The following is a 20935-nucleotide window of genomic DNA, read 5'->3' on the forward strand; positions in this document are numbered from 1 at the left end:
CGGTAACCCGGACTTTGAGAACAAAGCCAGCTACAGCTTCACCGTTGTCGCCACCGATGCGGCCGGTAATGCCAGCGACCAGGTTGTTACACTCGGGATCAACAACCTCGATGAGGTCGCCCCGACGATCACCAGCGGTACAACCGCCCCGACAATCAACGAAAACAGCGGTGCCGGTCAGGTGATCTACACCGCCACGGCCACCGACACCGGCGACATCAGCAACGGCGTCACCTTCTCCCTGAAAGCGGGCAGCGACGCGGATCTGACGATTGATCCGATCACTGGCGCGGTCATCCTGACCGGCAACCCGGATTATGAGAGCAAAGCCAGCTACAGCTTCACCGTTGTCGCCACCGATGCGGCCGGCAACCACAGCAGCCGGACGGTGACGCTGGGTATCAACAACCTCGATGAAGTCGCCCCAACCATCACCAGCGGCACCACCGCTACCGCGATTAACGAAAACAGCGGCGCGGGGCAGGTGATCTACACCGCCACCGCGACCGATACGGCGGATATCAGCGGGGGCGTTACCTTCTCGCTGAAAGCGGGCAGCGACGCGGGCCTGACTATTGATGCCACCACCGGCGCGGTCACCCTGATCGGCAACCCGGACTTTGAGAACAAAGCCAGCTACAGCTTCACCGTGGTGGCCACCGATGCGGCGGGCAATGCCAGCAGCCAGAAGGTGACCCTGGGGATCAACAACCTCGATGAAGTTGCGCCGACGATCACCAGCGGCGCGACGGCCACGGCGATTAACGAAAACAGCGGCGCAGGGCAGGTGATCTACACCGCCACGGCCACCGATACCGGCGATATCAGCAACGGCGTCACCTTCTCCCTGAAAGCGGGCAGCGATGCGGGCCTGACTATTGATGCGAACACCGGTGCGGTCACCCTGATCGGTAACCCGGACTTTGAGAACAAAGCCAGCTACAGCTTCACCGTTGTCGCCACCGATGCGGCCGGTAATGCCAGCGACCAGGTTGTTACACTCGGGATCAACAACCTCGATGAGGTCGCCCCGACCATCACCAGCGGCACCACCGCTACCGCAATTAACGAAAACAGCGGTGCCGGGCAGGTGATTTACACCGCCACGGCCACCGACACCGGCGATATCAGCAACGGCGTTACCTTCTCACTGAAAGCGGGCAGCGACGCGGACCTGACTATTGATGCAACCACCGGCGCGGTCACCCTGACCGGCAACCCGAATTTTGAGAGCAAAGCCAGCTACAGCTTCACCGTGGTGGCCACCGATGCGGCGGGCAATGCCAGCAGCCAGAAGGTGACCCTGGGGATCAACAACCTCGATGAAGTTGCCCCGACCATCACCAGCGGCACCACCGCTACCGCAATCAACGAAAACAGCGGTGCCGGGCAGGTGATTTACACCGCCACGGCGACCGACACCGGCGATATCAGCAACGGCGTTACCTTCTCACTGAAAGCGGGCGGCGACGCGGATCTGACGATTGATCCGATCACCGGCGCGGTCACCCTGACCGGCAACCCGGATTTTGAAAACAAAGCCAGCTACAGTTTTACCGTTGTCGCCACCGATGCGGCCGGCAATGCCAGCGACCGGACGGTCACCTTGGGCATCAACAACGTTGATGAGCAGGCCCCGAGCTTCACCACCGGCAACAGCAGCGACAGCTATGCCAGCGCCACGGTGAGCGTTGCTGAGAATACCGCCGCCAGCACCGCCATCTATACCGCACAGGCCTTTGACAATGACGCCGCCGACGGTGGCGAGCATGTCACCTATAGCCTGGCTGACGAGCCTGGTCGCGCAGACGCCCAGTATTTCACTATCGACGCTGCAACGGGTGCGGTCACCTTTAATACCAGCCCCGACTATGAAGGCACCCACGTGCCGCAATACACCTTCAACGTCGTTGCCACTGACGCCGCGGGTCACGCAACCACGCAGACCCTTACCGTCAATGTCACCGATGTGGACGAAATCGCACCGACTGTCACCCTCGACGGCAGCTCGTCGGGGCCAGTCATGTTAAGCCCGGCGACCTACTCCACTTACCCCAACGGTTTTGACACCACCGCGCTGGGTGACGGCAGCTTCCTGGTGACATGGGCAGGCAACAACAATGGCAGCTACGGGATCTATGCGCAGCGCCTCAGCGCTCAGGGTGTGGCGCTGGGTGATGCCGTACAGCTCGCATCAGGTGCGACCAACTCGTTCTACAACTGGTCAGACAGTGTTGTCAGCGTGACAGCCATTAATGATGCCGGGGCTTACGCCGTGGCCTGGATCGGCCAGAACGATGGCAGCAACGACACCAGCATCTATACGCAGTTGTTCAACGTTGACGGCATCTCCCTGTCCGCAGCCGTCAAACTGGATGGGTACGCTTCTGCGCAGGACATCGCCCCGCAGATCGCGACGCTGGCCGATGGCGGCTATATCGTGACCTGGTACACCAGCGGCAGCGACGGCGTGTACGTGCAGCGCTTTGACGACGCCGGTGTCACCGTGGGCAACACCGTGCCACTGGTGGTGCCTGGCTCTTATAGCAATGCCAGCCCGCAGATCACCGTGCTGGACAACGGCGGCTACGTGGTGGCCTGGCAGGGGTATACCTCCGGCGATTACCACATCTACGTGCAGCAGTTCGACGCTACCGGCACCGGTTCCCCCCCGGTGGTGCTGGATGGCACCACCGGAAACAGTTCCAGCTACGAAACCCAGCCGCAGATCACGGCGCTGACTGGCGGCGGCTATGTCGTCACCTGGTCGGGCTTCGACTACAACAGCTCGAATTACGACAGCAGCACCTGGGTGCAGCAGTTCGATGCTACTGGCGCTATAGTCGGCACCCCCGTCGAACTGGACGGCTTGAGCAACGGCAGTAACGGTGGCAACTATACCTATCCGTATGTTGCCGCGCTGGCCGACGGTGGCTACGCCATCACCTGGATGGAATACGACACCACCAACGGCTCCTGGGATTACTCTGTCTATGTGCAGCAGTTCACTGCGGGTGGCAGCAAAGTGGGCGCTGTCGTGCAACTGGATGCACCGCATAACAATACGAGCAATAACTACGACGAAAACCCGCGCATCACGGCGCTGGGTGATGGCGGCTACGTCGTCACCTGGATGGGTAATAGCGGCTCGAGCCCGGACATCTATGTGCAGAAATTCAATGCCAGCGGTGTCGCGGTAGGCGATATCGTGCGTCTGGAAGCGTCCGGCGGCGCGATTGACCAATACCCACAAGTCACCGCCGTCGGTGCAGACGGCGAATACATGGTGACCTGGTACGCTTTCAATCCTGCCAACGGTATTTTTAACTTCAACCTGTATGTGCAGAAATTTAACGCCGACGGCAGCACCTACGAAAACCTCGTCGTGCTGAACCATGATGGCCACGCGACCGTGCAAAGCAGCGAAAGCGGCACCGTCTATCTGGTCAACGACACAGTGGTGGTCAGTCAGCTTAGCGACATTACCGGCGCGGCCAGCGACCAGTGGGCCAGCACTGTCGTTACCGCCAATACCCTTGCAGCGATCTCCGCAGCCAACCTCGCTGACGGTACCTACCATGCCTGGGCTGTTGATGCGGCAGGCAATCTGTCGGTCATTTCCGGCAGCAGCGTGATGGTGGATAACGTCGACCCTGTCTTCACCAGCGCGGCCACCGCCGCCGACATTACGGACAGCACCGTCGCTGGCGACACGGTCTACACCGCTGCCGCCACCGACGCGCACGGGGTCACCTACAGCCTGAACGACACCCAGCACTTCCGCATCAACGCCAGCACCGGCGTCGTAACGCTGATCTCCAGCCCAGCCAAGGCCAGCGGTGCGCAATTCATTGTCACCGCCACCGATGCCGCCGGTAATCAGACCACGCAGACCGTTACCTATAACGTCGTCGACACCACGCCGCCGACCGCCACGCTTATCCGTGACGCGGATGGCGTGGAGAACAGCAGCGAGACGGTCAGCGTGCAGAGCACCGAAACTGGCACGGTATATCTGGTCAGCGACAGCGTGACGGTGACGGATCTGAACAGCCTGACCAGTGCTGCCGACAATCTGGTGAACAGCGTTACCGTCACGGCTAATACCGGCTCTACGCTGGCGCTGACTGGCCTTGTCGACGGCACTTACCACGCTTACGCCGTGGACGCGTCTGGCAATGTCTCCGCTATCTCCGGCAGCAGCGTGATCGTGGATAACTCCGCACCTGTTATTGCAGGCGGCGCGACTGCTACCGGCACCACCCTCACCAGCGGCGCAGCGGCGGGCACCCAGGTGTACGACGCCAACGCCAGCGATGCCAACGCCGTCACCTACAGCCTGGATCAGGACAGCCTCGGCTGGTTCGACATCAACGCCACCACCGGCGTCGTCACCCTGAACAGCGCCGCCGTGGCTGGCAGTTATAACCTGGTCGTGACCGCCACCGATGCGGCGGGCAACCACAGCAGCCAGACCGTTACCGTTGAGGTGGCAGTCGGTAACAACCTTGATGGCAGCGCGATGGTCTCGGGCAGTACCACCGACACCGCCACCCAGATGACGGTCAACGTCGGCCTGGAGAAGCTGAGTAACGGCTACACGGTCATGGAGTACATGCGACAGATCGGCGGCGACAATCTTACCGGCGAACCGACCGGCGCGCTGTACGACGGCGTCGTCAGGGTGCTGGACGCGAACAACAACGTCGTCAAGACCCTGGACATCAGCGTTCCCGCCGGCTACACCATGCAGGATACGCAGATCAAGGCGCTCGCCAACGGCGGCTTCGTCGTGGCCTGGTCGCAGGTGGAGGCCCTTAGCTGGACTGACCATAGCGTCCACTACGCTATCTATGACAACAATGGCAACCTGCAATCCAGCGACACACTGGCGTCACCTGGCCAAGGCGTCACCATTGCCGCGCAGAGCAGCGCGAATGGCGGTGATTTCGCGATCGCTTACCAGACATACGGCCCCGGGACCGACCAGCAGGAGGCCGTCTCTGTCTTCCACTATAACGGCAGCGGATCCAGCTTCACCCAGGGCGCGCAGACCCTGATCGGTGGCAACAGCGCAACTCAAAACTTCGGCGGCGTCGCTCCTCCGGCAGTCCAGTTGATGAAATTCCAGCTGACGCCAGGTGTACTGACCGCACTGAGCGATGGCAGCTATGTCCTGGCCTCCGAGGTCTACGACTGGATCGGCACGCCGGGTCAGTCGGCGACCAGCACGCCTCTCGGTGCTTTCATCTTCAAGCTCGATGAAAACGGCACGCTGGCCAATTTCGACGGCGACACCACCTGGCAACGCGTTAACTGGAATGACGGGCAGGGCTCTCCGACCAACGTCATTGCGTTCGACGGCGGTTTTGCGGTCTTTAGCCAGGAATACCGTTCCCCGGTCTGGGAGGTCACGCTCTACAACAACAACGGCACGCTGATCACCACCAACGTCCAGAGCAATCCCGTCTATAACATGGGGACCCAGAGCTATCACGCTGTGGACGTTGGCGCGATGGACACAGAGACCCATACCGGGTTGGCGTGGTACATCAACGGCTATCTGGCGGGATCGGCCACGGCTTATGACAATGGCACGGATCTGGTGTTTGTGTTCCCTGACGGTAACGGCGGCTTGAGCCAGGTCACCATCTCCAAAACCACCGGCGAGCTGACCAGTGACGTGACCGACAGCGGTATCACGGTGCCTCAGGGCGGGCAGTTGTATAACCCGCGGATCGTCTCCGACGGTGCGGGCGGCTATGACATCACTTATTCTGTCCTGTTTGATACCGATCCACTCGATGATGGCAAGACTGGCTACGCAGTGGGTGATATCTACCAGATCGGCCTGAATGCGCCTGTGGCACCGACAGTGACCGATGCCCATATCGCCATCACCTCCATGCCAGGTGGCGCAGACGGCAGTACCTACAAGGTCGGCGACACCGTTACCGCCGTGTGGGACAACTCCGCCAGCGGCGACGCCAACACCAGCGCTGTAACCAGCGTCACCATGGATTTCAGCCAGTTTGGTGCCAGCACGCCGACGACCGCCTGGGACGATGGCACCCACGGGGATGCCATCGCGGGCGATGGGAAATACACGGCGCAATACACCCTCACCGCCGGTGCCATTAACCACGTAGACAGTCGCAACGTCGCCGTCACGGTCACCACGGCGAACCACGGCATGGCGACTGCGGCGGACAGCACCGGCCTGACGGTAGACAACACTGCGCCGATGCTCACCAGCAGCACGCCGCAGGACAACGGCGGCAGCGTTGCCACGGGCGCGAATCTCACGCTGACCTTCAGCGAGGATGTGCAGGCCGGCAGCGGCCATATCACCCTCGTCAACGAGAGCAACAGCAGTCTGAATAAGGTTATCGACATCACCGACAGTTCGCAGGTCAGCATCAGCGGCAACACGGTGACGGTGAACCCGACAACGGATCTGGCGGCAGGCGCAAACTACCACGTCCAGATCGACAGCACAGCGCTGCACGATACGGCAGGCAATGACTATGCCGGGATCAGCACCTCGACGGGGCTGAATTTCACGACCGTTTCCGCCGGGATGGGGGATCCGTCCATTGTGGTATTCGACCTGACGACGGGCCAAAGCTCCGATCACAACGGGCGCGTCTTTGATGCCAATACCGCGTACACCATCTATATCCAGGTCAACAGCAATTACGGTTCGCTGGCTGGGCTGGACAGCAACGAGATGTGGTCGGGGGCGCAGAATCTGAGCCAGGACGACAAGATTGTGCTGGTGGGCACGGGCAGTGATGTTCGGGGACAGTATGGCGATCCCGTGATGAATATGAATCACGGTGGCAATGCCGTTAACTGGTTGGCGGGGTTCTCTACTTCGTTTTCTGCTTATAACGCCGCCGGTGTTGATGCTAACGGCCAATTCTATCGTGGTGGTTATAGCGCGGATCTCTGGACCGGCTCATGGGCCCAAAACCCGAATGAGGACAATTCGTTTGCTCAGGCGTATCTGCCGGCGATGCCTGCTGGCCTCCTCACCTCACAAGGGCTGGCGCTGCCATGACAGGTTCTCTGACGTTGCTACGCCGTCTGGTCGACATGCGGGAGTTCGACGCGCTGCATGAGGCCTGTTATAGCCTGCCGGTGATTTCACCGGCAGAACAGGTGCTGTTGGCTCTGGCCCAGGCCCATCTGGCCCAGGCCCATCTGGCCCAGGCCCATCTGGGCCAGCCAGAGGCGGTCCGCCAGGCGCTGGCGGGGCTGGTCCCGGCGGCACTGGAGGTCGACGCTCGTGTCGACCTGGCCGCCGTACACCTGCTGCTTGGGGAATGTGACGCGGCGCAGGCGCTGCTGGAAGCCACCCGCACAGAGGCGCCAGACCACGCGCTTTTGCTGGCGCGTCTGGCTGCCTGTTATGTGCAGCGTCAGCGGGGGGAGGAGGCTATCCCCCTGTATGAATGCAGTCTGCGCCTGCAACCCGACGTGGACGTTTATCAGCAACTGCTGCGTCTCCATCTGCAACGGGAGAATTTGCCGCAGGCCGAGGAGACGCTGGCCGCCGCCGACCTCTTCTGGGCAGGCGAACGGGAGCACTGGCCTGCACCGCAGGCGGCTCTGCACGACCAACAGCTGCGCGGCCTGCGCCTGGAGCTGTGGCTGGCCCGTGACGACAACGCCCGCGCTGAAACCTGGCTGGAGTCACGCCATGCTGAACTGGCTGAGGACGATTATTGCGGCCTGCTGACCGGCTATGCTCAGCGTCTGGCCGAGCGTGGACGCCATGCCCAGGCCGAGGATGCGCTGCGCCGTGGTCTGCGGTATTACCCGGAACAGCCGGACCTGTATCAACAGCAGGCTGAACTGGCGGAGTTACAGGGGCGTCTGCCTCAGGCTATCTCATTGCTGCACCGTGCCATCCATCTGGCCGGACAGCAGCAAAACAAGACGCTGCCTTTGCGCCTGAAGCTGGCCAGCGTCGCCACTCAGGGACATCCGGCGCTGGCGCGTCAGATGGCTGAACAGGCTATCGAGGAGGCCGGGGCGCTGACGCCATCACCCGCTATGGACGCCGGGCAGATCGGCCAGTGGCTGGCCCAGGCGCAAGTGGCACTCGCCGGGGCAGATGCGCAGGAGCAGCACTACAGTGGGGCTGAGGCGCGATACCTCGAGGTACTGCAAGCGTATCCGCACCTGGTACCCGCCCTGCAGGGGCTGGGGCAGCTGTATATGCAACTGGGGCGCATCGACGAGGCGGTCGGGTTGTTCGAGCAGGTGTTGGCTGTCGACCCGGCACGCGGTCATGCGGCACTGATTAACGCCCGACGTTTTCCGCAAGACGACGAAACGTTGATTCGCCTGGAAACCCTGGCCCGACGGCCTGGCCTGTCCGGCCCGGTGCAGCCTGGATTGCTGCTGCAACTGGCTGCGGCCTGGGAAAAGCGCAAGGACTACACCATAGCCTTCACCCTGGCCAATGACGCCAATGCGGCCAGCCGCGCACTTCTGCGCTACGACCCGGTTTCGCACCGGCAGGGCAGCGCGCGTATCCGTCACGCGTTCAGCCGTTCGCTCTACGAACACCGTGTCGGCATCGGCAACGATTCAACGCTGCCGGTGTTCGTACTGGGTATGCCGCGTTCCGGGACCACGCTTGTCGAACAGATCCTGGCGGGACACAGCCAAATCCACGGCGCGGGCGAACTGGGGGTGATCCCCAGTACGATCGCCCGGCTGGAACGCTGGGAACGTCATACGGGTTCAGGACGTCATTACCCGGATTGTGTGGACGATCTGTCGGCCGATGTCGTGGCGGGTATCACCGCCAGCCTGCTTAAGGAGCTGCGGGAAACCTTGCCCGAAAATGCGTCTGAAGTCCGGCATGTGGTGGACAAGCTGCCACACAATTTCGAGAACATTGGTCTTATCAAGCTGCTGTTCCCGAACGCGCGGATAATCTCAGTGCGACGCGACCCTCGCGACATCGCTATCTCCAATTACTTCACCGACTACGCGGCCAGGCACGGCGGGATGGGCTTCGCCTATGACCTGCGGTGGATTGGCGAACAACTGGCCGACCACAACCTTATGATGCACCACTGGAACCAGCTGTTCCCTGGCGACATTCTTGAGGTGCGCTATGAAGACGTGGTCTCTGAGCCGGAGCGCGAGGCGCGTCGCATGCTGGAATACGTGGGCGTGCAATGGGAGCCGCAGGTGCTCGACACCTCTGAGCTGAACAGACCGGTCAAGACAGCCAGCGTGTGGCAGGTGCGTCAGCCTATCTATCAGACTGCACGTGAACGCTGGCGACGTTACGCGGACTTTCTATCGCCGCTGATTGCGGGGACTAACGCGAAGATCGTGCATGAACCTATCGAAATGGTGAGCTTGCCCGTACCCGGCATGCAGACCGATGGCATTGCCCACTATCGTCAGGGGAAGCTTGATGAAGCCGAAATGCTCTTCAGGCGCCTGCTGCACCACGTGCCCGAACACGCGACCGCGCATTTCATGGTGGGCCTGATTTGCGTGCGTAAAGGGCATCTGGCTGATGGCATTGCGCACATGGAAAAGGGACACCAGGCCTGCCCATGGAATGTCAACTGGCGACGCGATCTGGCGCAGGCATACGAATTAGCGGAGCAACCGGAAAAAGCACAGATGTTAAGGGGGCGTCACGTCGGTATGGATGACAGAGTGATGAGCGTAATAGATATTGACCAGGATGATGCACTTCCTCTGGGCTATTCCATTCGCACCTCCGCGACGGCACCGTTTTAATTTAGCGGGCAAGGAGGCCCGCAAACCTCTAAACGGGCCATACACGTTGGCGGTATCAGTCAGGCGATAACCGCTGTTGTTCTAATCGTTCCGGGCTTCGGGCCGACCGATCGGGATGGAAACAACCCGCCTGGTGTGAATGCATCGCCTTACCCACTTCTTGCTGAAGGCCTGGCTGCAAAAGGCTTTGCAACGCGTCGTATCGACAAATGTGGAATGTTCGCTAGCGCAATGGCCGTAGAGGATGCGAATGCGGTGACGATTGCTAACTATGTTAACGATGTTCGCTCCTGGGTAAAAGTGCTTAGAAGTCAGGTACACACTCCCTGTCAGGAGACATTTAATTCCGGTCTGGGCGCGTTGCCAGGAAGACCACCGCTGCCCCAAGGGCGACGATAAGCGTGTCTTCAATCAGGCCACTTCGGGTCTGCCCTATCTCTGCCATCGCTTTTTTGCGTGCCGCAAGCGTGACATAGGCCATTGGCACCGCGGCAGAGATGGCGATAGCGGCCCCGATTTTTTCTTCTCCTCTGGGTGCCAGCGCGGCACCCGCAATCCCTGCGCTGGCCACGCGTGCGGACAAACCCAAAAAGACGGTGCGGTCTGGCGCTGACTTCATCTTGTCGCCAAACAGTTCACCTGCACCCATCGCTAATGCGCCAAATTTGAATAGCGGACGGTCCAGCAGCAAGAGCTTGCCCGAGGTGTCGCGCCCACTAAGGCGTGCTGCAGCAATGGCCGCCATCGGCGTCATGGAACGGCAGCTGGCGACAAGACCAATCAGGGCGGAATAAACAAAATCGGTAATTTTCATCAGTTATCTCCCGGATAAATAAAGTTTTTGTATTCCTTAAGCTTTTGAGGTGTCAACCAGCCACGATTTGCTTAATGAGTGCATCCACACGTCCCCATCATTCCAACGCGTTTTATTTTTAGTGACTTATTACTGCTCGAGATATTTAAAGAGTAGCCATCCGTACCAGGATGGCTATTTTTTTAATTGAGTGAAATACGGAGTGGGTGGGGGTTCACCTTTCGTGGCGAGCGTTGTTAAGTCCAGCTGATAAAGCACGCAACCATTGACGTCCTTATAACCCTGCGCGCTCGCGACATATACCGCGTTTGCCGCCGGGGAGTACACCATTGTGCTGAATCACGATAAATATACATTTACTTACATTTCATTGACAAAACCACCTGCATATAATAAAGCAAATAATTATCATTAGCATTCCTATTAAAGTGACTGCATTACATAAAACAACAACATTCAACAGGTTAAATAATGACAACTTCTGGCAAGGATATCCGTGGGACATCGCCCGCAGCGGCGTTGCGTAAACCGTTTTCTCTTTCACTGCTGGCGCTGGCAATGAATGCCGTGCTCTCGCCTGTTCATGCGGCGCAGGACACCAGTGAGCAGGAAATCGTGGTGAACGGTGAGGGGAGTGGAGGCGGGGATACGCAGCAGGATTACACCGTGAAAACGACCCGTGCCGGGACGAAAATGCTGATGGCGCCGCGTGACATTCCGCAATCCGTTAGCGTAGTGACACGACAGCGTATTCAGGACCAGGATTTGCAAACGGTCGATGAGGTATTAACCAACGCCACCGGTATCTCATCCCAGCAGGTCGACAGCGAACGCTCCAGTTATTTTTCCCGCGGCTTTGGCATTACCAATTTCTCTTACGATGAAATTCCCACGTCCATGGGGGATGCCTGGAACTACGGTGATGCCGCGGAAGATACGGCAATTTATGACCGCATCGAAGTCGTACGCGGTGCGACTGGACTGATGACGGGGGCAGGCGATCCCGGTGCCACGGTAAATATGGTGCGCAAACGCGCCGACAGCAAAATCGTCACCGGCAGTGTGAGTGCCAGCTACGGTAGCTGGAATAAACAACGCTACGTGGGTGATGTTTCTGCCCCGCTAAATTCAGACGGCAGCCTGCGTGGACGCGTGGTGGCGGGTTATCAGGACCAGGACAGCTGGCTGGATCGATATGGTAAGCGCAAGAAATTTCTCTATGGCGTCCTCGAAGGCGATCTCACAGAAAATACCACCGCCTCACTGGGGTGGGATTATCAACAAACGAACACAGCTAACCCGACCTGGGGAGGATTACCCAGCCTGTACAGTGACGGAACTCGCACCCATTACGATCGCAACGTCAATACGTCGGCGAACTGGACCGGTTACGCCGTCCAGTCGCGTAAGGTATTCGCTGACCTGACGCACAACTGGGATAACGGCTGGTCTTTCCGCTTAAACGGTACGCATGGCGAACAAACCTTTAACGATACCTTGCTCTACATTATGGGCAATCCGGATGCCAGTACCGGGGAAGGAACTACCGGCTGGGGCAGTAAGGATCGTGGCAAGCGCACCGTGGATTCCTTCGACTCTTACGCCAGTGGTCCATTCGAACTACTCGGGCGTCAGCATCAGCTCATGGCAGGAGCCAGCTACAGCCGACAGCATAATGCGACGTTCAGTAAAGATGGCCCGCTGGACAGCAACCAAATCGGCATATTTAACAATAACTGGGACGGCAGTGTAGCGGAACCTGAGTGGGGTGACTGGTACCGAAATGCAGATGATATTGTCAGGCAAAAATCGGCCTACACGGCAGTGCGTTTTTCGCTGGCCGATCCGCTGTCACTGATTGTCGGGGCTCGCTATACCCAGTACAGCTCTGACGGTAGCAGCGGTAATATGCGCAAGTACAACACCACGCCTTATGGCGGGCTTGTTTACGATATTAACGACACGCTTTCCGCTTATGCGAGCTACACCTCTATTTTCGCACCACAGACGAAACGGACCAAAGAGGGAGCATGGTTGTCGCCGGTGACTGGCAAAAACTATGAAAGCGGTCTTAAGGCCGACTGGGTGGATGGTCGCCTGACCACTAACATCGCTCTATTCCGTATTGAACAGGAAAATGCGGCGCAAGCCATCAGCGGCGAGTTTGTGAATGGCTCCAGTGAGCAGGCTTATCGCGCGACAAAAGGGGCGGTGAGTAAAGGGGCTGAATTTGAAGTGAACGGCGCCGTCACCGACAATCTGCAACTGACCTTCAGCGCCACCCGGTACGTCGCCAGCGATTCTGATGGGCGCTTTAATAGCTTCGCTCCGCAGACGCAGTTGAAGCTCTTCAGCCGCTATCGGGTGCCGGTGCTTCCTGAGCTCACCGTGGGCGGCGGCGTTAACTGGCAGAACCGTGTTTATAAGGATGTCTCAGGCCCGGATGGTGAGACCCAGCGCTTGTATCAGGGAGGCTACCCGCTGGTCGATCTGTTCGCGCAGTATCAGTTGACTAAACAGCTGGCGGTGCAGGCGAACATCAGCAACCTGTTCGACCGGGAGTATTACGCCTACCTGGATAACTCGGCAGTTTACGGCGAACCGCGTAGCGCCTCGGTCAGCATGAGTTACACATTCTGATTTTTGAACATCTATTCGTATGCCTCTGAGACCGAAAATCAGGGGCAGATTTGAGCGAGAGTTGGACCTGATGTTGAACGATTGAGTTAACCGACGAATGACATAACGCCGGAGTAATAATGTCCGCTTCGTACCAAGAGCGGACATTAAGCACGAACCCTAATGGTTAATGGGCGAAGTAATACCCCAAATATTACTTTCAGTGATTTAGTTCACATTTTTATGGGTGCTTGTTGTATAAAAAATCTGCCGAATTATATTTTGTAATCGATTACTTTTTGATGTGAACGATAATGATTAAAAACTCGATTTTTTGTGGTGTCATTATGATGGCAAGCATGGTGGGGTATGCCCGTACCGAAGCGCAGGACGATATTGCTATTCAGATGTACACGCTTAGAAATGTTGGTGATACCGATGCACAGTTTGCCATGGCTAAAAAAGCGGGATTTTCACATGTAGAACTTGTCGATGATCATCACCTGGATTTACCGACAATGCAGGAAACGTTGAAAAAATATCAGCTTAACGTTATTGCATCGCATGTACAGCTATCTGCTCTTGAGAGCGAGCGCGGAAAAATTGTTGCGTTTAACAAAGGCATAGGAAACGCTCACCTCGTCGTCCCATGGATTGAGGTTAATGAACGACCTACAACAAAACAGGGATGGATAGATTACGCCAGGAGGCTTGATCGTATGGGAGAGACGTTAAGAAATGAAGGAATGTCGTTGTCTTACCATAATCATAACTTTGAGATGAAGAAGTATGATGATGTGACAGCCCTGGATTTGATTATGAAGTACACCCACAAAAATAATCTTAGCCTTGAACTCGATGTGGCATGGGCTGCTCGTGGAGGACAGGATCCTGCGTCAATAATTGCAAGATATTCAGGACGCGTCTATGCGATTCATGCAAAAGATAACGCTGCTATCGGGATTCGTGATGACGAAATGAATTTCACTCCGGCAGGTGAAGGTTTGCTGGAATGGCGCTCAATCATCAGTGCGGGGAGAAGCAGTGGGGTTGAGTGGTATATTGTTGAGCATGACGCGCCAAAAGATCCCTGGACTATCATTACGACCTCACGTCATAACCTTAAGGAAATGCTTCAAAAACATCCATAACAGGTTATGAAACTCAGGCTCAGGTGATTTGCGAATCCCTGAGCCTGATTCAGGCTGAAACTGAATGTGTTAGTTCTATTTCTTCTCTCAGAATTTCGATGAGTTCCTTTAATCCCTGGGGAACTTGTCTGTGACCTGGATAGTACAGATACATCGGCTCTTCCAGAGGGGCCCATTCCGGTAGAACAATCCTGAGTCTGCCTTCACGAATATCATCACGCACCCGGTCTTCGAGGCAGTAAGCAATACCCACGCCAGCTAATGCCATTTCAATTGCCAGCGCCGTTTCGCTCACACAGAGCTGCCCCCTGACGTCAACCACGCGATAGTCTTCTCCTTTACGGAATTCCCATTTGTAGATGACGCCTTGCCCGGTGCGCAGTTGAATGCAGTTATGCAGGCGCAGATCCTCAGGCACGGCAGGGGGAGTATGTTGATAAAGATAGCGTGGCGATGCCACCGCTACCCATCTGAGTTCTCCCCCCAGTCGGACTGCAACGAGATCTTCAGGAACGGTTCCGCCAAAGCGGATCCCGGCATCAAATCCTTCCTGCACGATATCGACCATTCTGTCATCAACGCTGATTTCGAGTTCCACTTCAGGATATTTGCTGATAAAGCGTGGAAGATGTCGCGCCATAATGAGGCGGGCACCGTCACTCAGCACATTAAGCCTGAGCTTTCCTACTGGCCGATCGCGCATGCGGTTAATTTCCTCAAGCGCGTCGCCAATTTCTTTAAATCCTGTTTCAAGACGCAGTGCAAGGCTTGCGCCCGCTTCGGTCGGAGAGACCGTACGGCTTGTTCTGTTCAACAACCTGACACCCAGGCGCGTCTCGAGATTGCGTATGGTATGGCTCAGCGCAGAGGTGGTTATTCCCAGTTCTATGGCGGCCCTGGTAAAACTGCGCCTTTTCTCAGTGATAAGAAATGCGTTGAGCTCGGCAAGATCGCTTCGGGTGAGCGTGGTAGACAGTCTGGAGGACATGGCGTTAAACCGTTGATTAAAATTCAATGCAATGTCAAATGACATTGAATGGAATCGTTCCTGAAGGATGGTAAGTTTAGATTCATTCAACAAAACGTTGCAACCCGATGTACGGCAAACTAACAGTTTTTCATTCCCGGGAGATTTCCGCGTGTTTCATATCTGGACCCTCATTCCAGCGCTTTACGTGCTGTTTCGGTTTATCAGGCCGCTTCCCGCCCCGCTTTTGGCAAAAATAGCCGTCGCAGGCGCAATGATTGTTGCCTCTGAGTTTCATCTGATCACGAAATTACTTACGGGAAATATGTTTTCTCCTGAGATACCAAAACCGTTGCTGCTGCTGACTACCGGCCTTTTCGGTATGACCGTTTTTATGGCGGTCCTGTTAGTACTGCGTGACATATTCTGGATACTGCACCGACTGGTATCAGGACGCCGGATGAAATGGCATAGGGCTTTCTGGTTTATCTTGCCGGTTCTGGCGGTCATGCTGACAACGCTGGCCCTGAAAAATGGTACAGCGGTTCCTGAAGTGAAAAAGATAGACGTTACGCTCAGGAGCCTGCCCCCCCGTTTCGAAGGTTACCGGATAGTTCAGCTGACGGATTTGCATGCCAGTAGACTGCTGCCGCGAAGCTGGATACAAGATGTTGTTACCCGCACCCGTGAGCTGGATGCGGATATGATTGTGGTTACCGGGGATATGATTGATGGCTGGCCAGAAGCGCGTTTCTCCGACATTGAGCCGCTTGGCCAGTTGCGGGCTAAAGAAGGCGTTTTTGCCGTAACGGGCAATCATGAATATTACTTTGGCGCTGAAAACTGGATCCAGACCTTTGAAAAACTGGGTCTGTATTTTCTTAATAATGCCGGTTACCGTGTAAGCCGTGGTGGCGACTCGCTGTATCTGTCTGGCGTGACGGATGCCGCCGCGCCATCATACGGTCTGCCGGGCCCTGACCTGGCCAGCGCCCTGGCGTCTTCCCGCCCGGGTGAAACCGTCATCCTTCTTGACCACAGGCCTGAAAATGCTGACCTGGCCGCAGAAAGTGGGGTTAGCCTTCAGCTTTCCGGGCATACACACGGCGGTATGATCGCCGGTCTGGACAGGCTGGTCGCATCGGCTAATAACGGTTTTGTGTCCGGGCTGTATGAAGCAGGGCCCCTGAAGCTTTACGTCAGCAACGGTTCCGGCATCTGGAACGGTTTTCCCTTCCGGCTTGGGAAACCTGCCGAAATAACGCTTATCACCCTGCATGGCGAAACCAGCAACTGAATTGTTGAATAATACTCATCGTTACTGACTGTCTGATTCATCAATAACGGCAAGGAAGAGCTTATAGTTTATTTCAGTTCAATATACCACTGCCTGTTGCCGTTCTTTCCGGAACGTTGTGACCCATAAGTTGCACATCGCTGAGAGCCGTTACCCGACTGGTAGCGGTTCTTATTTTTTGCATCCGGCAGTGAACGAGATCAGGAGTCATAGTCATGTCTGAACAAACGCTTTCACGGCAGGGTGAACGTATTCATCCACCTGTGGGTCTTTTTCCGGCCATGCTTGCGCTGGGGGCGGGCGGATTGTGCATCGGAACGGGCGAGTTTGCGCCCATGAGTCTCCTGCCGGATCTTGCGCGGGGAACGGGCGTTTCAATCCCTGCTGCGGGAGGCTATATCAGCGCCTATGCTGCAGGCGTGGTGGTCGGTGCCCCGGCGATCGCGGTGCTTGGCGCGCGGCAGGCCCGTAAAAACCTTCTGTTGATATTGTTAATTATTGCACTTACAGGCTATGCCCTGAGCGCTCTGGCCATGGGCTATAACTCCATGTTCGCAGCCCGCTTTATCTCCGGCATGCCTCATGGTGCCTGGTACGGTGTTTCCGCACTCGTGGCGGCTTCAATGGTCTCGCCACAGCACAAAGCCCGGTATATCGGTTACGTTATGCTGGGACTGGCCGTAGCGAACGTTGCCGGCGTTCCGCTTGTCACATGGGCGGGCCAGACGCTGGGCTGGAGAATCTCTTTCTGGATGGTGGCAGCGGGCCTGGTGCTGACGTCCATAATGGTTATGCTTTTTGTTCCGTCCGTGGCGGCCGACAGGTCCGCTTCACCGCTCAAGGAACTTGGCGCGCTGAAGAGCCCACGGATCCTGATGACGTTTGCCGTCGCGTCAGTCAGCTTTGCCGGAATGTTTGCCGTATACAGCTTTATCACCCCGGCGCTGACGGAATCTGCCGGGTTTTCAACCTCAGCCGTGCCATGGATCCTGGTTCTCTGGGGGGCGGGCATGGTTGCCGGCAACATTATCGGTGGCAGGCTGGCGGACATTGCGCTGATCCCATCCATATTTGGCATCATCGCCTGGAACATCGTCTTTCTGGGCCTGTTTTCCCTTACGGGAACACTGCAGACCCCGGTTCTCATCGTGCTGTTTATGCTCGGGTGCGGATTTTCTCTCGTGCCGGCGCTTCAGGCCCATATGATGAACATTGCTGGTGAGGCACAGACTCTGGCTTCGTCCCTGACGCACAGCGCGTTTAATATTTCCAATGCGCTTGGCGCAGCCGGGGGAGGGCTCATTATCGCTTCGGGGAGAAGCTGGATCTCTACGGGATGGGTTGGGGCTGCTTTTTCCCTGTTAGCACTTCTTCTTATGTTCTTATCGGTACGCATCACTGACGGGAGTAAATCATGAACGATAAAGTCATCAGGACAGGTAACGTTGCCGTAATAACCGGTGCGGCGAAGGGTATTGGCGCCGCTGCGGCAAGGGAGCTGGCCCGAAAAGGCATGAAGCTTTGTCTTTTCGATCGGAACAGACAGGCCCTTGAGCAGCTGGCTGGCGAACTGGCGACTGAAACGCTGCTTGTCACTGGCGACATAACCCATCAAGAATACCAGCTGCAGCTCAAAGACACCGTTTACAGCACCTGGGGAAAGGTGAACCTGTTGTTTAACAATGCCGGCGTGAAGATAGCAGCCGGCGCCTGTGATTCCCCCAATCTCTGGCGGCAGCAGATGGAGGTTAACCTGCTGTCCATGGTTGCCACACAGCATATTTTTCTGCCAGAAATGTTAAAAATGGACGAGAAAGGTGCGATCGTTAACCTCGGTTCGAAGGAGGGCATTACCACCCCGCCAGGTTTCGCAGCCTATAACGCCTCAAAAGCAGCCGTAAAGGTGCTGACAGAACAGCTCTCCCATCAGCTTCTGAAGGAAACCGGCACCAGGCTCACCGCGCATCTTCTGGTACCGGGCTATACCTGGACCGACATGAACGATCCCGGCATGGACGAGCGCAGCGGCAAAAAGCCTGATGAAGCGTGGACGGCGGCGCAGGTGATTGACTATTTCCTCCCTCGCTTTGAACGGGGTGACTTCTATGTTATCTGCCCTGATAACGCTGTGACCAGTGAGATGGATGCCAGACGGATTATGTGGGCCGCACAGGATATTCTGGACAACCGCCCGGCCCTGTCGCGCTGGCATCCTGACTGGAAGACGGCTTTTGAACGCTGGATGAAAAGCTGATGTGTCACCGGTAGCCTGCTTTGAATCAGGTTGCCGAAAATATGAAATGAGACCGTCAGCAACCTTGCTTTTAGCGTTGTATTTATGCTGTGGAAAGAGGCGCTGGGCTGATGCCCGGCGCCGTGCGGATTTACTTTTTCGTGGCAGAATCGGGTTCAGAAATGATTCGGTGACGCTGAGCCTTATGCGATTCACTCATCATTCTGTTCATCACCTCACCCTCATACTCGGCATACTCACTGCCATAGACAAATTCATGTCCTGTCATCAGGGCATACCAGGCGCGTTTTGCCACTTCTTTCGGATCGTCCTTTTTCATCGATCCTACGGTGGTGCTTGCCTGTCCTGCATTTTTGAAGAAATTGGTCTCCGTTGCCCCAGGCATCAGAAGCGTCATTGATAAACCGCTCCCCATTAGCTCGTTACGTATGGCGTAAAAGAAGGAGTTGACGAAAGCCTTTGACGCCCCGTAAACCGCTTCGAAAGGTATCGGCGCCGAGCCGGAAAGCGAGGAGGTGATTAGAACGTGCCCTTTGCCCTGTTCAACGAGCCGCGGGATAAATATTTTAGAAAGATGTATCACAGCATCAACGTTGAGTCGGATTAGTCTAAGCTCTTTTTCAAGATCGGTACCATTGATAAACGCGCCGCCGAGCCCTTGGCCGGCGTTGATGACCAGTGCATTGGGGGTTAAATCGACCGCATCTATTCTGGCCTGCAGGTCTGTTATCTGGTCATACTCACTCAGGTCAGCACTGAACGCGTGAACGTTAACTGAAAAACGTTTTTGCAGGTGTTTCCCCGTGGCTAAAAGTTTTTTTTCATCTCGGGCAACGATCACAAGATCGTAGCCGTTAGCTGCAAATTCTTCGGCAAGTGCCAGGCCAATACCATTACTCGCACCAGTTATCAGAGCCAGTTTTTTCTCACTCATATGATTCTCCGGTTAAAGGGGGTAACCGACCCTGTGCAGGTCGGTAGCAAAGGAGGGGCGTGAGCATCACACGCTATCGGTCCAGCGGTGCGCCGGGTGATATCCAAGGACGCGCATTGCCTTTTCGCTGCTGAGTGCTGATTCATTACCTGCAAAATTTTTACGCTTTTCAACGCCTGGATAGTAGCGGTCCAGAAGTTCCTGAGTGGGGGTTCGCATGCAGGTCACATCGCTGGTAATAAAGAACTCATCTTTACCCCTGACATCATATTCGACAGCTTTTTCAATCGCCTGAGCAACATCCCGGACGTCGACATAAGTCCACATGTTCCATTGCCTGATGGCAGGATCGTCCTGCCAGCTTGCAAACTGCGCGTACTCTTCCGGCGCCATAACATTAGAAAGCCGCAGACAGGTAATGCGCATGTCAGCGTTATTAAGGCAGAACTGACGGGCCATCTCTTCACCCAGCACTTTAGTCAGCGCATAAATGCTGATCCCCCGGGCCGGGTAGTGCTCATCCACCGGAACATAGGGTGCATCCCACTGGTCGTAAGGCACGCCGGTAGGGACTTCGCTCGATGACCAGATGATATTTTTAATCCCCAGGCGCCTGGATGCCTCAAACACGTTAAATGTGGCCAGCATATTATTTCTGAACTCGTCAGCATCGGGGATCATTCGGGGGTGAGGAATACTGGCAAGGTGAACCACGGCATCAAAGGCTGCAGGTTCAGGTCGTGAATAAATATCTTCCCCTACGGAGGAAAGTGCATCGAGCGTTGCACCAAAATTCTCTAAATCCGCGATCATCGCTGGATGGGCATCGGTTAAGGGGGCTTTTTTATCGATGAGAAACAGTTCATAACCCGCTTTTTCAAGCCACTCTACTGTAACCCTGCCAATTTTCCCTGAAGCACCGGTAATGGCTATACGTTTTTTAGCTGACATACTTCGTCCTTATGGTTGAGGTGCAAATCAACTCTAAGTTTTGTCGACAAAAAAACAATATGCGATGAGCCAGACTAAAAGGTTCTATTAATTCAATTCATCAATCGAAGTTTGTTTGTAGAACCGGCGAAATCCGTGAACTGATAAGGGTGCTTACATTAAAGTTTC

Annotated in this window: 11 protein-coding genes; 7 read left to right on the forward strand and 4 right to left on the reverse strand. The window is 56.3% G+C overall.

Translation table 11 applies throughout. The features are described 5' to 3' along the window. Both M8318_RS03560 and M8318_RS03565 read left to right on the forward strand, forming a co-directional pair. On the forward strand, positions 1 to 7063 hold a 7063-nt coding region (locus M8318_RS03560), incomplete at its 5' end, for a beta strand repeat-containing protein (protein ID WP_262660957.1). After that, on the forward strand, positions 7060 to 9780 hold the full coding sequence (locus M8318_RS03565; protein WP_262660958.1) for a sulfotransferase: 2721 nt from the start codon (positions 7060 to 7062) through the stop codon (positions 9778 to 9780). The genes M8318_RS03560 and M8318_RS03565, both read left to right, overlap by 4 nt. Positions 9781 to 10120: 340 nt before the next feature. Here M8318_RS03565 and M8318_RS03570 read toward each other — a convergent pair whose 3' ends face one another. Beyond that, positions 10121 to 10594, reverse strand: a complete 474-nt coding sequence (locus M8318_RS03570; protein WP_262660959.1) for a hypothetical protein — start codon at positions 10592 to 10594, stop codon at positions 10121 to 10123. Between the two features lie 471 nt (positions 10595 to 11065). Here M8318_RS03570 and fhuE point away from each other — a divergent pair, with 471 nt between their 5' ends. Then, complete coding sequence (gene fhuE / locus M8318_RS03575; protein ID WP_262660960.1) at positions 11066 to 13234, forward strand: ferric-rhodotorulic acid/ferric-coprogen receptor FhuE; 2169 nt, start codon at positions 11066 to 11068, stop codon at positions 13232 to 13234. A 293-nt stretch (positions 13235 to 13527) separates the two neighbouring features. Continuing rightward, on the forward strand, positions 13528 to 14364 hold the full coding sequence (locus M8318_RS03580) for a sugar phosphate isomerase/epimerase family protein (protein WP_262660961.1): 837 nt from the start codon (positions 13528 to 13530) through the stop codon (positions 14362 to 14364). 49 nt (positions 14365 to 14413) lie between these two features. Here M8318_RS03580 and M8318_RS03585 read toward each other — a convergent pair whose 3' ends face one another. Continuing rightward, positions 14414 to 15397: a LysR family transcriptional regulator gene (locus M8318_RS03585; protein WP_262660962.1), complete on the reverse strand. Its 984-nt coding sequence runs from the start codon at positions 15395 to 15397 to the stop codon at positions 14414 to 14416. A 22-nt stretch (positions 15398 to 15419) separates the two neighbouring features. Between M8318_RS03585 and M8318_RS03590 the strand changes: the two genes are divergently transcribed. The 3 genes from M8318_RS03590 to M8318_RS03600 all read left to right on the forward strand — a co-directional run bounded on the left by M8318_RS03590 (position 15420) and on the right by M8318_RS03600 (position 18882). Continuing rightward, positions 15420 to 16628 (forward strand): metallophosphoesterase, encoded by a 1209-nt coding sequence (locus M8318_RS03590; protein WP_262660963.1) that lies wholly within the window; start codon positions 15420 to 15422, stop codon positions 16626 to 16628. A gap of 215 nt (positions 16629 to 16843) precedes the next feature. After that, positions 16844 to 18046, forward strand: a complete 1203-nt coding sequence (locus M8318_RS03595; protein WP_262660964.1) for an MFS transporter — start codon at positions 16844 to 16846, stop codon at positions 18044 to 18046. After that, a complete protein-coding gene (locus M8318_RS03600; protein ID WP_262660965.1) occupies positions 18043 to 18882 on the forward strand; it encodes an SDR family NAD(P)-dependent oxidoreductase in 840 nt (279 codons plus the stop codon). The genes M8318_RS03595 and M8318_RS03600 overlap by 4 nt, the downstream gene beginning before the upstream one ends. Before the next feature lie 130 nt (positions 18883 to 19012). Here M8318_RS03600 and M8318_RS03605 read toward each other — a convergent pair whose 3' ends face one another. Both M8318_RS03605 and M8318_RS03610 read right to left on the reverse strand, forming a co-directional pair. Continuing rightward, positions 19013 to 19816 (reverse strand): SDR family NAD(P)-dependent oxidoreductase, encoded by an 804-nt coding sequence (locus M8318_RS03605; RefSeq protein WP_262660966.1) that lies wholly within the window; start codon positions 19814 to 19816, stop codon positions 19013 to 19015. Between the two features lie 66 nt (positions 19817 to 19882). After that, positions 19883 to 20767 (reverse strand): NAD-dependent epimerase/dehydratase family protein, encoded by an 885-nt coding sequence (locus M8318_RS03610; RefSeq protein WP_262660967.1) that lies wholly within the window; start codon positions 20765 to 20767, stop codon positions 19883 to 19885. Between the last annotated feature and the right edge of the window lie 168 nt (positions 20768 to 20935).

Source organism: Leclercia tamurae (genome assembly GCF_025566055.1).
GTDB lineage: Bacteria > Pseudomonadota > Gammaproteobacteria > Enterobacterales > Enterobacteriaceae > Enterobacter > Enterobacter tamurae.

Excerpts from the sequence above, each read along its gene's own strand:
- M8318_RS03565 (WP_262660958.1), top strand. The coding sequence starts at position 7,060 with ATGACAGGTTCTCTGACGTTGCTACGCCGTCTGGTCGACATGCGGGAG.
- M8318_RS03570 (WP_262660959.1), bottom strand. The coding sequence starts at position 10,594 with ATGAAAATTACCGATTTTGTTTATTCCGCCCTGATTGGTCTTGTCGCC.
- fhuE (WP_262660960.1), top strand. The coding sequence starts at position 11,066 with ATGACAACTTCTGGCAAGGATATCCGTGGGACATCGCCCGCAGCGGCG.
- M8318_RS03580 (WP_262660961.1), top strand. The coding sequence starts at position 13,528 with ATGATTAAAAACTCGATTTTTTGTGGTGTCATTATGATGGCAAGCATG.
- M8318_RS03585 (WP_262660962.1), bottom strand. The coding sequence starts at position 15,397 with ATGTCATTTGACATTGCATTGAATTTTAATCAACGGTTTAACGCCATG.
- M8318_RS03590 (WP_262660963.1), top strand. The coding sequence starts at position 15,420 with ATGGTAAGTTTAGATTCATTCAACAAAACGTTGCAACCCGATGTACGG.
- M8318_RS03595 (WP_262660964.1), top strand. The coding sequence starts at position 16,844 with ATGTCTGAACAAACGCTTTCACGGCAGGGTGAACGTATTCATCCACCT.
- M8318_RS03600 (WP_262660965.1), top strand. The coding sequence starts at position 18,043 with ATGAACGATAAAGTCATCAGGACAGGTAACGTTGCCGTAATAACCGGT.
- M8318_RS03605 (WP_262660966.1), bottom strand. The coding sequence starts at position 19,816 with ATGAGTGAGAAAAAACTGGCTCTGATAACTGGTGCGAGTAATGGTATT.
- M8318_RS03610 (WP_262660967.1), bottom strand. The coding sequence starts at position 20,767 with ATGTCAGCTAAAAAACGTATAGCCATTACCGGTGCTTCAGGGAAAATT.